This is a genomic window from Rhodococcus sp. NPDC003322, assembly GCF_053589555.1.
The window spans coordinates 798163-811601 of record NZ_JBSFSC010000002.1 but is presented as its reverse complement, the minus strand read 5'-3'; the positions used below and the strand labels follow the sequence as shown (position 1 = coordinate 811601).

12 protein-coding genes and 2 tRNA genes are annotated in these 13439 nt (G+C 69.3%); 1 reads left to right on the top strand and 13 read right to left on the bottom strand.

Annotation, left to right across the window (positions count from 1 at the left end; translation table 11 throughout):
* Nucleotides 1-51 precede the first annotated feature (51 nt).
* Together ACWDUM_RS10060 and ACWDUM_RS10055 are read right to left on the bottom strand one after the other, a co-directional pair.
* A complete protein-coding gene (locus ACWDUM_RS10060) occupies nucleotides 52-972 on the bottom strand; it encodes a rhomboid family intramembrane serine protease (RefSeq protein ID WP_450133849.1) in 921 nt (306 codons plus the stop codon).
* A gap of 16 nt (nucleotides 973-988) precedes the next feature.
* Nucleotides 989-1516 carry a peptidylprolyl isomerase gene (locus ACWDUM_RS10055; RefSeq protein ID WP_450113881.1) on the bottom strand — a complete coding sequence of 176 codons (528 nt, stop codon included), beginning with the start codon at nucleotides 1514-1516 and terminating at the stop codon, nucleotides 989-991.
* A gap of 93 nt (nucleotides 1517-1609) precedes the next feature.
* Here ACWDUM_RS10055 and ACWDUM_RS10050 point away from each other — a divergent pair, with 93 nt between their 5' ends.
* Nucleotides 1610-2080, top strand: a complete 471-nt coding sequence (locus tag ACWDUM_RS10050; RefSeq protein ID WP_450113880.1) for a hypothetical protein — start codon at nucleotides 1610-1612, stop codon at nucleotides 2078-2080.
* Between the two features lie 71 nt (nucleotides 2081-2151).
* On the opposite strand, the gene ACWDUM_RS10045 is transcribed toward ACWDUM_RS10050, so the two are convergent.
* The 11 genes from ACWDUM_RS10045 to ACWDUM_RS09995 all read right to left on the bottom strand — a co-directional run bounded on the left by ACWDUM_RS10045 (nucleotide 2152) and on the right by ACWDUM_RS09995 (nucleotide 13259).
* On the bottom strand, nucleotides 2152-3384 hold the full coding sequence (locus ACWDUM_RS10045; protein WP_450113927.1) for a lipase family protein: 1233 nt from the start codon (nucleotides 3382-3384) through the stop codon (nucleotides 2152-2154).
* Nucleotides 3385-3742: 358 nt separating this feature from the next.
* Nucleotides 3743-3815 (bottom strand) — tRNA-Ala (locus ACWDUM_RS10040).
* 8 nt (nucleotides 3816-3823) lie between these two features.
* A complete protein-coding gene (locus ACWDUM_RS10035) occupies nucleotides 3824-3934 on the bottom strand; it encodes a DLW-39 family protein (protein ID WP_450113879.1) in 111 nt (36 codons plus the stop codon).
* A gap of 27 nt (nucleotides 3935-3961) precedes the next feature.
* A tRNA-Ile gene (locus tag ACWDUM_RS10030) sits at nucleotides 3962-4035 on the bottom strand.
* Nucleotides 4036-4189: 154 nt separating this feature from the next.
* Nucleotides 4190-5626 carry a DUF3566 domain-containing protein gene (locus ACWDUM_RS10025; RefSeq protein ID WP_450133848.1) on the bottom strand — a complete coding sequence of 479 codons (1437 nt, stop codon included), beginning with the start codon at nucleotides 5624-5626 and terminating at the stop codon, nucleotides 4190-4192.
* Complete coding sequence (gyrA, locus tag ACWDUM_RS10020) at nucleotides 5627-8140, bottom strand: DNA gyrase subunit A (RefSeq protein WP_450113877.1); 2514 nt, start codon at nucleotides 8138-8140, stop codon at nucleotides 5627-5629.
* A gap of 203 nt (nucleotides 8141-8343) precedes the next feature.
* Nucleotides 8344-9162 (bottom strand): MHYT domain-containing protein, encoded by an 819-nt coding sequence (locus tag ACWDUM_RS10015; RefSeq protein WP_450113876.1) that lies wholly within the window; start codon nucleotides 9160-9162, stop codon nucleotides 8344-8346.
* A gap of 58 nt (nucleotides 9163-9220) precedes the next feature.
* A complete protein-coding gene (locus ACWDUM_RS10010; protein ID WP_450113875.1) occupies nucleotides 9221-9772 on the bottom strand; it encodes a GTP-binding protein in 552 nt (183 codons plus the stop codon).
* A 16-nt stretch (nucleotides 9773-9788) separates the two neighbouring features.
* The gene (locus ACWDUM_RS10005; protein ID WP_450113874.1) at nucleotides 9789-10166 is read right to left on the bottom strand and encodes a DUF742 domain-containing protein; all 378 of its coding nucleotides are present in this window, start codon (nucleotides 10164-10166) and stop codon (nucleotides 9789-9791) included.
* Nucleotides 10167-10179: 13 nt separating this feature from the next.
* Nucleotides 10180-10593 carry a roadblock/LC7 domain-containing protein gene (locus tag ACWDUM_RS10000; RefSeq protein WP_450113873.1) on the bottom strand — a complete coding sequence of 138 codons (414 nt, stop codon included), beginning with the start codon at nucleotides 10591-10593 and terminating at the stop codon, nucleotides 10180-10182.
* A complete protein-coding gene (locus tag ACWDUM_RS09995) occupies nucleotides 10593-13259 on the bottom strand; it encodes a sensor histidine kinase (protein ID WP_450133847.1) in 2667 nt (888 codons plus the stop codon). Before ACWDUM_RS09995 ends, ACWDUM_RS10000 begins: the two co-directional genes overlap by 1 nt.
* Nucleotides 13260-13439: the final 180 nt, after the last annotated feature.

Below are 13439 nucleotides of genomic sequence, written 5' to 3'. Positions count from 1 at the left end.
CCCCGCCGGTCCAACCGGAGGCCGGGGCCCTCCACCGCGGCCGCCGCGGCGTCAGAGACCCAGTTCGCTCCGCAGTTGCACGATCCGCATCGCGACAACACCGACGGTGACGACGACGACCGCGGCGAACCCGACCCAGCCGAGGGTGCGGGCCTGCTTGCGCTGCTGCGGATCACCGGCCAGGCCGGGTGCGTACATGAACACCGCGGTGGCCGCGGCGCCCGCGACCAGTCCGCCGAGATGTCCCCACAGCGAGATGCCGGGGATCGTGACACTGATGATGACGTTCAGCGCGATGACCGCGAGGACGGGTCCGGGACTGCGGCGCATCCGCAACAGGATCACCGCCTGCGCGCCCATCAGGCCGAACACCGCGCCCGATGCGCCCGCGGTGACCGCGTCGATCTGGAATGCCATCACCGCGGCCGAACCGCCGAGGATGGACACCAGATACACCGCCAGGTACCGGGCCCGACCCAGAACCAGTTCGGTGTCCCGGCCGATCACCCACAGGGCGAACATGTTGACGGCCAGGTGCAGCAACCCGAAGTGCAGGAAACCGCTGCCCAGGACGCGGACCAGGTCCCCGTTGGCGACGGCAGGCGGCCACAGCGCCCAGTCGTTGAACAGCGCCGACCCGCGGTGGTTGTCGCTGATGTTCCCGGACTGCGCGACGGTGACCGCGAAGGCGAGGGCGTTGAGCGCGATCAGGACGTACGTGACGATCGGTGTCGGCAGCCCGGCACGGACCGGGGCACCGGCGGCGGTGCGGACGGTCGCGGTCTGGCGGTTCGCCGCGGCGACGCAGTCGACGCAGTGCTGACCGACCGAGGCCATGTGCAGGCATTCGGGGCAGGCGGGGCGTCCGCAGCGCGTGCAGGACAGCCCCGTGGGACGGTCCGGGTGCCGCACGCACCGCGGTTGGGGCGGGATGCCCTCGCCGGGCCCACCGCCCCAACCGGGGTTCGTCATCTGCTTCCTCGGTCGATCAGGAGATGGTGATGCTGTTGATCACGACCGGCTCGACGGGGCGGTCGGAACGGTCGACCGGGGTCGCCGAGATGGCGTCGACGACCTTCTTCGACTCCTCGTCGACGACCTCACCGAAGATGGTGTGGCGACGGTTCAGGTGCGGGGTCTGGCCGGTGGTGATGAAGAACTGCGAGCCGTTCGTGCCCGGGCCGGCGTTCGCCATCGCCAGCAGGTAGGCGCGGTCGAACTGCAGCTCGGGGTGGAACTCGTCGGCGAACTTGTAGCCCGGGCCGCCGCGGCCGGTGCCGGTCGGGTCGCCGCCCTGGATCATGAAGCCGTCGATGACGCGGTGGAAGATCGCCCCGTCGTAGAACGGGCCGGACTTCTCACCCTTGGCGTTCTCGGTGGTGTAGTCGGCGGATCCGTCGGCGAGGCCGACGAAGTTGGCGACCGTCTTCGGCGCGTGGTTGCCGAACAGGGCGATCTTGATGTCGCCACGGTTGGTGTGCAGCGTTGCGGTTGCGGTCTGATTCGGTGTGCTCACCACTCCATGGTGCCATTCACACGCACCTCTGGTGCCATTCACACGCACCTCTGGTGCCACTCACACAGCACGGACATGTGGGACAGTGGAGCAATGACTCGCGCTACCAAGCAGTCCCCCGCCCCGGCACCGGTCGAGCTCGAAGACGAATTCGACACCCACGCACCGGTTCTGACGACGTCCGGAACCGATTCCACCGACCCCGGCATGGCGCTGCGGCTGGCGAAGGCCTCCGCGCTCGGCGTGCTGAAGGGTGCCGGCGGTCTGGTCAAGGGCGGTGGCACGGTGAGCGCCTACCTTCTCGGCCTCGGGTACTCGATGGCGAAGTCGGCGTTGTCCCGGCCCAGGCATGCCGCCGCGGCCCCGCTGACCGACGAGAACGTCGTCGCTGCTGCGGTCGCCCCCGACCACCGCGGCGGCCGGTTCCGTCGGATCGCGGTGGTCGGCGCGCTCGGCGTCGCCGTCGCCGCGGGTGTCGCGGTGTGGCGACTGCGACGCGCGGAGCCGGCACCGGTCGCGGACCAGCCGCCGAGCCTGCGCGACCTCGAGGCCGTCGAGCAGTAGCGGTTTCACGTGGAACGGGCCCGGCACCTTCACAAGGTGCCGGGCCCGTTCGCTGTGGCGTGGAGGACCGGTCAGCAGTTGCCGGCCGTGGGCACGCCGTTGAACCTGTCGAGCATGAACTGGGAGCCCTCGGGCAGGCCGAGGACGATCGGCGCGGCATGGTTGACGCCGAGACCCGTCCCGAGCGCGGGCAGCGGGTTCTCGGAGAACTGGATGGTCGCCCCGCGGGCACACCAGTCGCGGGCGAGCTGGGCGGCCTGTCCGTACGGCACAACGTCGTCGTGGACGCCGGACTGCACCAGGACCGGGGCGGACGGTGTCAGCCTGCCGATCCTCTGCCGGTCGAGCAGGTCCTTCGCGACCGGCATCCGATCCAGCACCACCGACAGCGACTCGCCGGTGCGGGTGTAGTCGCTGGTCCGCTGGAATCCGAACGCCGCCGCGGATTCGGCGATGCACTGGTCGGCGACGCGCGTGAGCATGTCCCGGCCACGGTCGTTGACCTCGGCCTCCAGCGAGTCCCGCAACTCCGGGTACGCCTGCACGAGGCTGTTGATCGCGTAGCCGATGGCCCCGGTCAGGGAGGATCCGTCGATCTCCCGCAGCGTGGCGACGAGGTCTGCCGGCGGCGCACCCGCATAGGTGCCCCTGACGTCGAGTTCGGGCGCGTATTGCGGGGCGAGCTCGGCGGCCGCGGCAGCCGCGCCGCCGCCCTGGGAGTAACCCCAGAAGCCGACCGGGCCGTCCGGGGTGATCGCGGTGTCCGGCAGCGCCTGCGCGGCACGGACGGCGTCGAGGACGGCGTGCGCTTCGGCGGCGCGGTTGACGTAGGTGTGCACGCCATCGGTCCCGAGGCCCTCGTAGTCGGTGACGACGACGGCGATGCCGCGCAGGAGGAGGTTGTTGACGGCGAGGATCTCGTACTCGACCATCGGGGCCAGGTGCTCGTCGACGTTGATCGGCTGCCCGAAGAGCTTCGACGGCGCGCACTGGTCGCCCTGACCATGGGTGCCGACCGCCAGGCTGACGAGCGGCCGCTCCCCCGCCCCGGTCCACGGGGTCTGCGGATCGAAGTAGGTGCCGGTGACGGCGATCGGCGCGCCGTTGGCATCGGCCGTGCGGTACATGATCCGGGTCGCGTCGGCCGGGAAGCCACCTGTGGTGTTCGGGACGCGCAGTGCGAGAGCGGCCGGCTCGGTCCGGACCAGGTCGCCCGGGGCGGCGGGCAGCGCGGACGGTGTGCCATAGAAGTCCGCCGGTGCGGCTGCGGCGTTCGTGGCCGTTGCCGTCACCGCTCCGACCATCAGCGCCGCCGCGAGAACGACGCGCACTCCCCTGCTGTTCACCACTCCCAGACCCCCAATTTATGTTACTTGCAGTAACAGATTGATCGGGACGGTAACACAGCGCAAGCAGCTTGGTAAGAGGCCGAACCGCGACCTCCCGGATCACGAGCCGATGTCAGCCCGAACAACAGCGTGACCAGGACGTGAACCGACGGTGACCGAAGATCATCGCTACACAGACTTGTTCACATTTCCACAGGACAACCTGGGTAAATCGGTCATTCGCCGGGGCATCCCCATCCCGGACCGCCTGCGGAGGAAACAGAACACCCCGCACCGACGAGGTGCGGGGTGTTCGTCGAAGCTGTGAAATTTGTGGAGCCTAGGAGATTCGAACTCCTGACATCTGCCTTGCAAAGGCAGCGCTCTACCAACTGAGCTAAGGCCCCGTCCCGCGTCAGCGGTTGGTTACCTCGTGCCAGACGTCCTCGCTGCGCTGCTGCGAGCGCAGCTTGGTGAGGCCGAAGATCACTGCCGCAGCTGTCGCGATGACCAGCAGAATCTTCATGCTCGAACCCTTCGTCGGCACGGGGAGTGGGCCTAGGAGGACTTGAACCTCCGACCTCTTCCTTATCAGGGAAGCGCTCTAACCGCCTGAGCTATAGGCCCGTGACCGGCCCGATTGATCGTGTCTCTCGAACCGAGGCATGACACTACCCCACCGACCCGCAGCCACCAAAATCGGGCCGGTGGGGACGCAAAAGACCAGGTCAGTCACGGTTCGCGAGCGACCAATCGGTCACGGTTCGCGAGGAGCGACCAGTCAGTCACGGTCTGCCAGAGTCACCTCGACACCGCCGACGAGGTCGGTGCAGAGGTTGTAGATGAACGCGCCGACGGTCGCGAGCGCTGTGAACAGCACGATGTTGATGCCGCCGATCAGCGCCGAGTAGCCGAACACCTGGCCGGCCGTCACCAATCCGGAGTCGGAGGACTCGGACACGATGTCGGTGAACGCGTTGTTCAGCCGGTCCCACACGCCCATGCCGTCGAGCACGATGTAGAGGAACCCGACCGCGAACATCCACACGAAGAACATCGCCACCGACAGCACCAACGCCACCTTGAGCGTGGACCACGGGTCGACCTTGCGGATCTGCACGGAGGCCCGCAGCGGATCCCCGACCGGGGTGGTCGCGGCGACCATCACGGACGGCTTCTTGCCCGGCGCCTTCTCCGCTGCGACCGGCGTCGGATGCTTGACCTCCGACAGGTCCGGCAGATCCTTCGCGAGATCCTCGCGGTCGATGTGCCGGGTCGGGCCGTCGATCACCGCGGCCTTCGCCTGCGCGGCCTGCTTCTGTGCCGCCCGTGCCGGATCGGCGGCCGAACGCTGCCCGTTCGGACGTGCGGCAGCCTGCTGAGCTGCGGACTGCGCAGCGGCGGGCTTGCCGGCAGCAGCGGGCTTACCGGCCACCGGCTGGGCAGCGGTCGGCTTACCGGCCACCTGCTGGGCAGCGGTCGGCTTACCGGCCACCGGCTGGGTCGGATTACCGGCCGCAGGCTGGGCAGCGGTCGGGCCGGCGGGCTTTCCCGCCGCCGGCTGGGCACCCGCCTGGGTGCCGCGCTGCCACGGCGGGGTCTGGGCACCGGGGCGCGCCGCCCCGGCCGCGGGTCGGCCCGCAGCCGGCTGCTGCGGGGCCTTCCCGGCCTGCTCCGGGCGCTGCGGCACCTGACCGGTCGGTGCGGGCGGGACGGCCCGACCGTTGGTCTGCGTCTCCGGCCCGGACTTGGCCTGGGCCGCGGCCTGTGCACTCGACGCGGGCTGGGCCGACGGTCCACCCGGGGCGCCCGCCGCGGGTGCCCCGGTGTTGGCCGCGGGCGCCTTCGTGGTGGGCGCGTCGGCACCCGCCGCCCGCGGTGCGGCCGGTGCCGAAGTCGGCTGCCCCGCGGGAACGTCCTTCGCCGCGGGCTGCGCAGGTTGCGACGTCACCGGGGCGGCCTTCGCCTCGGGCGCCTTCGGATCCCCGGATCCGGGAGCCGCAGGCCCGGGCGGTGTTCCCTTCCCGGACGCGGCGGCGGGCGCCACCGGTTCGGGACCCGGCCGACCCGACGCGGAACCGTTCGCGGCCGGGGCCGCGGACGCGGCCCCGTTCGCGGCCCCGGTGGGCCCGGTCTTCGCGGCGGGAGGCTGCTGCCCCTGCGCGGCGGGACCCGCCGGGTTCGGCCGGTCACTGCCGGGCTGGTGGGGAGTGCTCACTTACGACTCCTTCGCTGCATCGGTCGCGGCGGCGTCGGACTCCTCCGGTTCGTCGGCATTGCGCGCGATCGCGAGCAAGTTGTCGCCGTCCCCGAGGTTCATCAACCGCACGCCCTTGGTCTGACGGCCGGCCTTGCGCACCTGCTTGGCCGCCGTACGGATCACGCCCCCACCGGAGGTGATGGCGTACAGCTCGTCGTCGTCTTCGACGATGAGCGCTCCGACCAGGGTGCCACGCTTGGGGTCGTACTGGATCGTGAGTACGCCCTTGCCGCCGCGACCCTGGACCGGGTAGTCGTCCATCGGGGTGCGCTTGGAGTAACCGCCGGACGTCGCGACCAGCAGGTATGTGCCCTCCTTGACGACGTTCAGCGACAGCAGCGCGTCGTCCCCGTTGAACCGCATGCCCTGCACACCGGACGTGGCACGACCCATCGGGCGCAGCGCCTCGTCCGTCGCGGAGAACCGGATCGACTGTCCCTGCTCGGAAACGAGCAGCAGGTCGTCGTCCGCGGAGCACAGCACCGCACCGACCAGCTCGTCCTCACCGCGCAGGTTGATCGCGACGATGCCGCCGGACCGGTTCGAGTCGAAGTCCGACAGCTTGGACTTCTTGACCAGGCCGTTGCGGGTCGCGAGCACCAGGTACGGGGCATCCTCGTACGACTTGATGTGGATGATGCCCTGGATCCGCTCGTCCGGCTGGAACGCCAGCAGGTTCGCGACGTGCTGGCCGCGGGCGGTGCGGGAGGTCTCCGGCAGCTCGTACGCCTTGGCGCGGTAGACCCGGCCCTTGGTGGTGAAGAACAGCAGCCAGTCGTGGGTCGAGCAGACGAAGAAGTTCTTGACGATGTCGTCCTGCTTGAGCTCCGCGCCCTTGACGCCCTTTCCACCACGCTTCTGCGAGCGGTACAGGTCGGTCTTGGTGCGCTTGGCGTACCCGGTCTCGGTGATCGTGACGACCACGTCCTCGCGGGCGATCAGGTCCTCGTCGGAGACGTCGCCGTCGGCGGCGATGATGCGGGTGCGGCGGTCGTCGCCGTACTTGTCGACGATCTCCTTGAGCTCGTCGCGGACGATCGCGCGCTGACGCTCCGGCTTGGCGAGGATGTCCTGGTAGTCGGCGATCTCACGCTCGATCTCGGCGAGCTCGTCGACGATCTTCTGTCGTTCGAGGGCGGCGAGGCGGCGCAGCTGCATCGCCAGGATGGCGTCGGCCTGGATCTCGTCGACGTCGAGCAGGTTCATCAGGCCCGCGCGGGCGATGTCGACGGTCTGCGACGCCCGGATCAGGGCGATGACCTCGTCGAGCGCGTCCAGCGCCTTGACCAGACCGCGCAGGATGTGGGCCCGCTCCTCGGCCTTGCGCAGCAGGTACCGGGTGCGGCGGATGATGACTTCGAGCTGGTGGGCCGTGTACAGCCGGATCATCTGGTCGAGGCGCAGCGTGCGCGGCACCCCGTCGACGATCGAGAGCATGTTGCAGCCGAACGTGGTCTGCAGCTGGGTGTGCTTGTAGAGGTTGTTGAGCACCACCTTCGCGACCGCGTCCCGCTTGACGGTGACCACGATGCGCAGGCCGGCCCGGTCCGAGGACTCGTCGTGGATGTCGGAGATACCGGCGATCTTCGCGTCCTTGACCTGCTCGGCGATCGCGTTGACGAAGTTGTCCGTGTTGACCTGGTACGGCAGTTCGGTGATGACGATCGTGGCCTGGCCCTTGGCGTTCTCCTCGATCTCCACGACGCCGCGCATGCGGACCGAGCCCCGGCCCGTGCGGTACGCGTCCTGGATGCCCTGGCCGCCGACGATCAGGCCCGCGGTCGGGAAGTCCGGCCCCTTCACCCGCTCCATCACGGCTTCGAGGGTGGTTTCCTCGTCCGCGTCCGGGTTGTCGAGCGCCCAGTAGATCGCCTCGGCGACCTCACGCAGGTTGTGCGGCGGGATGTTCGTGGCCATACCGACGGCGATGCCGTTGGAGCCGTTGATCAGCAGGTTCGGGATGCGGCTCGGCAGAACCGTCGGTTCCTGCGTCTTACCGTCGTAGTTGGGGGCGAAGTCGACAGTCTCGTGGTCGATCTCGCGCAGCATCTCCATCGCGAGCGGCGTCAGACGGCACTCGGTGTAGCGCATGGCTGCGGCGCCGTCGTTGCCTCGGGATCCGAAGTTGCCCTGGCCGTCGACCAGCGGATAACGCAGCGACCACGGCTGCGCCATACGCACGAGGGTGTCGTAGATGGAGGAGTCGCCGTGCGGGTGGTAGTTACCCATGGTGTCGGCGACAGGTCGCGCGGACTTCACGTAACCGCGGTCCGGCCGGTAGCCGTTGTCGTACATCGCGTAGAGCACGCGCCGATGCACGGGCTTGAGACCGTCACGCACGTCCGGAAGGGCGCGGCCCACGATCACGCTCATCGCGTAGTCGATATAGCTGGACTGCATCTCCTGCTGGATGTCCACCGGCTCGACGCGATCGTGCCCCGGTTCGTCCGGCGGCATCGTGGTGTCAGTCATCGGCTCCTCTTCTTCTCAGCTTCTGTGGTGCCGGGTGCGACGGCCGCGGGCAGAGCCCGCGAACCCGGGGCGACGGTCGACATCGAAAGCGCATGCTCCCTTCCGTCCCGCGTCGCACAACTACACAAGTCTATAGGTGCTGGTCAGCCGGAAGCGGCAGCCGTGGCTGGTTGTCGCCGAACACCCCGTCACGGGGAGACCGGTCAGGGCTGCCGCTGGTCCGCGTCCTGCTGGATCCACAGGCGGGCCTGCGCCTCCAGTTCCGCGGTCGCCCGGTCGGAGGCCATCAGCAGCGCGACGGTCGGAACCGTCAGGATCAGCATCCCGACCACGAACGCAGGGAACAGGATCCCGAACACCTCGACCCCGGGCGGGGTCGGCGAAATGCCGTCGAGCCGGACCCGCAGCGCCGCCATCATCGCCCCGTGCATCACCACCGGGGCCACCGCGACCGCGATCGACCCACCGGCGAGGACCACCCGTGGCACGTCCGCGGCCGCCATCCACAGCACGCCGATCGACGCGATGACGGCGACCACTCCCGCGACGGAGATCAGGGCGGCATCCATGTAGGTCCGACCCTGCACCTCGATGGCCTTCATCGCGACGTAGTAGCCGGCCGTCAGACCGAGTCCCATGACCACCGCACCCGACATCACCTTGACGATGCGGGTGTCGCTGTCGGACTCGACTTCATCCGCGGAGCGCGGGCTGCTGATCAGCAATCCGGCCACCGTGGCGAGCAGGCACAGGACCAGCGATCCCACGACCCGGACCGGGTCGTAGCGGACCGCGCTGCCGTCGACCGCGAATCCGGCCGTCGTCACGACGTTCGCGAGCCAGAACGACACTCCCCCGATCGACAGCGCGGCGACCAGCATCCAGAGCCGACGCCGGTTGGCGGCGTAGGCGGCGCGCCGCGCGCATGCGATCCCCACGTACGTGCCGACGGCCGCGGTCCCGACGGCGAGGAAAACGACCCAGAGTCCCATCGACAGGTGGTGCACAGCTTGGTCCGACATGCTTGCGGCTCGCCGCCTTTCGGTGTGGTCGGGCCCATCGGTGTGGGATGTCGCGCAGTCAGGCGACAGGCTGACCGAGCCGCCGCAGCGCGTACTCGGTGACGGCGACCAGCGCGCCCTTCGCGGATTCCCGGTTGCGGGCGTCGATGGACATGATCGGCACCTCGGCGGAGACCGCCAACGCCTGCCGGATCTCCTCGTGCGGGTACCTCGGCGAGTCGTCGAATTCGTTGATCGCCACCAGGAACGGCAGGCTGCGGGCCTCGAAGAAGTCGACGGCCGCGAACGACTCGTCGAGTCGTCGGGTGTCGATCAGGACGACCGCGCCGATCGCTCCCCGGATCAGGTCGTCCCACATGAACCAGAAACGGTTCTGACCGGGCGTCCCGAACAGGTACAGCACCAGATCCTCGGCCAGGCTGATCCGGCCGAAGTCCATGGCCACCGTGGTGGTGGCCTTGTTCGGGGTGGCGCTGAGGTTGTCGACGCCGTCCGAGGCGTTGGTGACCAGCGCTTCCGTTCTCAGTGGCACGATCTCGGAGACCGACCCGACCAGGGTTGTCTTGCCGACACCGAAACCACCGGCAACGACGATCTTGGTCGAGGTCACCCGGCTGGGCCGAGGATCAGAGCTTGCGAAGTCCACCGAGGACCCTTTCGATCAGTTCACGACGATCGTTGTCGCTCGAATCGTCCTGAAGGGTTGCCTGGATCCGGACGTGGCCGGCCTCGACGAGATCGGCCACCAGCACCCGGGCCACGCCGATCGGAACGCCCACGCGGGCGGCGATCTCGGCCACCGACGGCGATTGGACACACAGTGCCACGATCGCCGCATCGACGTCGCCGAGTTCGAGAGTCCGGTTCTCGGGGTCCGGCAACGACTGGATCAACGCTTCGATGGCCAGCTCCACCTTGGGCTTCGTGCGTCCCGAGGTGAGCGAGTAGGGCCGGACCAGGCTCGGTCCGGACCCACCGTGGGCGTTCATGTACGGCTCGTCCATCGTGTCTCCCGGCTCAGGTGCCGATCGACGAACGCGGCACCGCCTGGACGGACGCGCCGACCCGGTCGACGAGCAGTGCCATCTCGTAGCCGACTTGGCCGATGTCGCAGTTGGTGGAGGTCAGTGCCGCGAGGTGCGAACCGTCGCCGACGCTCATCAGCAGCAGGTAGCCGTGCTGCATCTCGACGACGGATTGCAGCACTCCGCCACCGTCGAACAGGTTCGAGACACCGGCGGACAGGCTGGCCAGCCCGGACGTGACAGCGGCGAGCTGCTCGGCCCGGTCGGTCGGCAGGTGTGCGCTGCCGGCCATCAGGAGACCGTCCGCGGAGACGAGGACCGCATGCGAGACGCCCGGCACGTCGCGGGCGAAGTTCGACACGAGCCAGTCCAGCGGATGGCCGTCGGACACCAGGTCGCTGCTCATCAGTCTCCTCCGTTGCTGTTGCGTTCGACGGTGCCGGCGGCACGGCCCGCGCGAATTCCCATTTGATGACGGCTGAGGTTCTCACGGACGGCCTCCGGGTCTCGCACCCGACTCCGCGCCGCCGCCGACTCCGCGCTGCCCGGCACGAGACGCCGTCCCGGGGTCCGCTGCGGCAGACCCGACTCGGTCCGGCCGTCGATCGGGGCTTCGGCGGCACGACCCGCCGCCTGCCAGCCCTCGTCGGACGCGGAATTCCAGGACCGTCCCTGGCTGCGCTCTTCGGTCGGGTCCGTCAGCCAGTCGGACACCATGCCCGAGAAGATGGGCGTTCCGGTGGCCGTGACATCTTGCGTCGCACCGGGATTCGGCCGGTTCTGGAAGAACGACGCGGTCTTGACCGGGTTGCTCCGGTAGCGGTGCCGGGTACCCGGCGCGGACTCGTCCGACGGGAACTCCGGGCTCGGGGCCACGGGGGGCGCCACGACCGGCGGTGCCTGGACCGCGGGGGCGGCCGTCTCCGGACGCGGCGCGCCGCTGGCGCCGGGTGTGCGTTGCGGGAGTCCTGCGGTCGCACCCGGCACCCGCTGCGGCAGGCCGCCGGCCGGAGCGCTCACGGGGTTCGCCGGAGGCACGGGCGACTCGACCGGCCGTGCCGACGAGGCGGGAGCGGGGGCCGGAGCCGGAGCGGAACGGGTCGGCACGGCCGGCGTCGGCCCCGTGACGAGCTGCGGCATCGCGCCCGACTGGACGACGGTCACCTGCGGCAGAGCGCTGGTCTCGATTCGCTGCTGCGGACCGGTCAACTCCATCTCCACCGGCGACATCAGCAGCGTCGCCGGGATGTGCACGCTCGCGGTGATGCCCTGTTCGCGGCCCTCTCGCATCGAGTGCCGCAGCCGGACGGTCAGGCCGTGCCGTGCCGCGAGCCGACTGACCACGAACAGGCCCATGTGACGCGCCGTCTCGGGTCCGATCTGGCCGCCGGAGGCGAGGCGTTCGTTGATCACCGCGAGATCCGCGGCCGGGATGCCGATGCCCTGGTCGGTGACCTCGAGCAGGACCCCGCCGTCCGCCGCCCGGGCGAAGGCGATCCGCACCTTGGTGTCCGGCGGAGACGCTCGCAGCGAGTTGTCGAGCAGCTCGGCGAGCAGGTGCATGATGTCGGTCGCGACACCACCACCGAGGGCACCGTGCGGGGTCGGCCCGACCTGGACGCGCTGGTACTCCTCGACCTCGGACATCGCGGCACGCACCACGTCGCCGAGCTGAACGGGCGCCGACTGGGTGCGCCGGGTCTGGGTGCCGGAGAGGATGAGCAGGTTGTCGCCGTTTCGGCGCATGCGTGCGGCCAGGTGGTCGAGCCGGAACAGGCTCTCCAGACGCTTCGGGTCCTTCTCCTCGAACTCGAGGGTCTCGATCAGACCGAGCTGCTGGTCGACGAGGGACTTCGAGCGGCGGGCCAGGGTCTCGAACATGTCGCCGATCTGCAGTCGCAGGCTGGCCTGCTCACCGGCGAGTTTGAGGGCCTGGGCGTGGATGTCGTCGACGGCGCGGGCCAGCTGCCCGATCTCTTCGGTGGTCTGGACGGGGACCGGTTCGAAGTGCTTGACCGCCTCCGCATCACCGGTCATGACCCGGTCGATCGCCTCGGGCAGGTCCTTGCGGGCCACCTGCAGTGCACCGAAGCGGAGCCGGCGGACCGGGCCGACCAGTGACCGGGAGACGAGCAGGGCCAGCACCAATGCCGCGAGCAGCGTGGCGAGAACGATGGCCGCGTCACGCAGGGCGGCCGAGCGGGTCTCGTCGGCTCGCGTGTTGACGGTGGTGGAGATGGCGTCGGCGGCCTCGTTCACCAGCGAGCTGTAGATCGCCACGCTCTTGACCAGCGAGTCACGCAGTTCGAGCTGCGGCATGGTTCCACCGAGGGACGAGTCGATCAGCTGCAGTCGCGTGTGCACACCGTTCCGCAGGTCGTCGAGCTTGTCCTCCGCGCCGGGGAAGGAGCGGCCCAGCGAGTCGATCATCGCGATCTCGGCACCGGAGGCGGTGATCAGGTCGGTGAGCGACCCGTTGGAATTCTTGATCAGCACCAGTGCCGCGGTGACCTGGTCGGCGAGACGACGCTGCGCGGACCAGGCGTCCACCAGGTGGGTGTGCGCCGTGATGACCTCGCGGTCGTCGATCGGCGCGACGATGGAGTCGATGACGCTGGTGAGATCCTGGCGGATGACCGTCGTGCGGGCCGGCAGATCGGCGGGCATCGGCGCACCGGACTTCATGCCGGCCAGGATCTCTTCGATGGCACGGATGTTGGCCTGGAGCTGATCGGTGACCGCAGCAGGCATCTCGGGGTTGGCCGCGTCCGCCTTGGCCCTCTCGAGCGACTTCTCCGCGTCCGCGATGTCCTCGGGCTGGAGCGTGCTGGAGTTGTAGGCGGCAGAGAGAAGGCCGAAATCGGTGCCGAGCCGGACGATGTTCGGGACGGCCGCGACCTGGTCCGCCGCCGAGCTGTAGTTCACGGCGCGGCTCAGCTCGTCCTGGACCCGCAGGCCACCGAGCACCATGGCGACGGTGAGAGGGATCGCGAGCACTGCGGTGACCTTCCACCGCAGTCCCCAACCCTCGAGGTTCCAGAGCCTGCGTGCAGGCGGTGCTTGTTCGTTCATCTCTCCAACGGCTCACTTTCCACCCAGGTCCGGTACCGGTCCGCCGACCTGCACCGTCCTCCCCTACCACCGAGTGCTCTCACGGGCGCCGAATCAGACTGCTGGGCGATACCGGAGTGTAGATGCTGGGAACCGGTCGCAGAAGTGCGAATGTACCCATTTGGTTATCGTGTCGTTATC

Coding starts and splice junctions, on each gene's coding strand:
- ACWDUM_RS09995 (WP_450133847.1), bottom strand. CDS start 13,259: ATGAACGAACAAGCACCGCCTGCACGCAGGCTCTGGAACCTCGAGGGT.
- gyrA (WP_450113877.1), bottom strand. CDS start 8,140: ATGACTGACACCACGATGCCGCCGGACGAACCGGGGCACGATCGCGTC.
- ACWDUM_RS10035 (WP_450113879.1), bottom strand. CDS start 3,934: ATGAAGATTCTGCTGGTCATCGCGACAGCTGCGGCAGTGATCTTCGGC.
- ACWDUM_RS10050 (WP_450113880.1), top strand. CDS start 1,610: ATGACTCGCGCTACCAAGCAGTCCCCCGCCCCGGCACCGGTCGAGCTC.
- ACWDUM_RS10015 (WP_450113876.1), bottom strand. CDS start 9,162: ATGTCGGACCAAGCTGTGCACCACCTGTCGATGGGACTCTGGGTCGTT.
- ACWDUM_RS10000 (WP_450113873.1), bottom strand. CDS start 10,593: ATGAGCAGCGACCTGGTGTCCGACGGCCATCCGCTGGACTGGCTCGTG.
- ACWDUM_RS10045 (WP_450113927.1), bottom strand. CDS start 3,384: ATGGTCGGAGCGGTGACGGCAACGGCCACGAACGCCGCAGCCGCACCG.
- ACWDUM_RS10060 (WP_450133849.1), bottom strand. CDS start 972: ATGACGAACCCCGGTTGGGGCGGTGGGCCCGGCGAGGGCATCCCGCCC.
- ACWDUM_RS10005 (WP_450113874.1), bottom strand. CDS start 10,166: ATGGACGAGCCGTACATGAACGCCCACGGTGGGTCCGGACCGAGCCTG.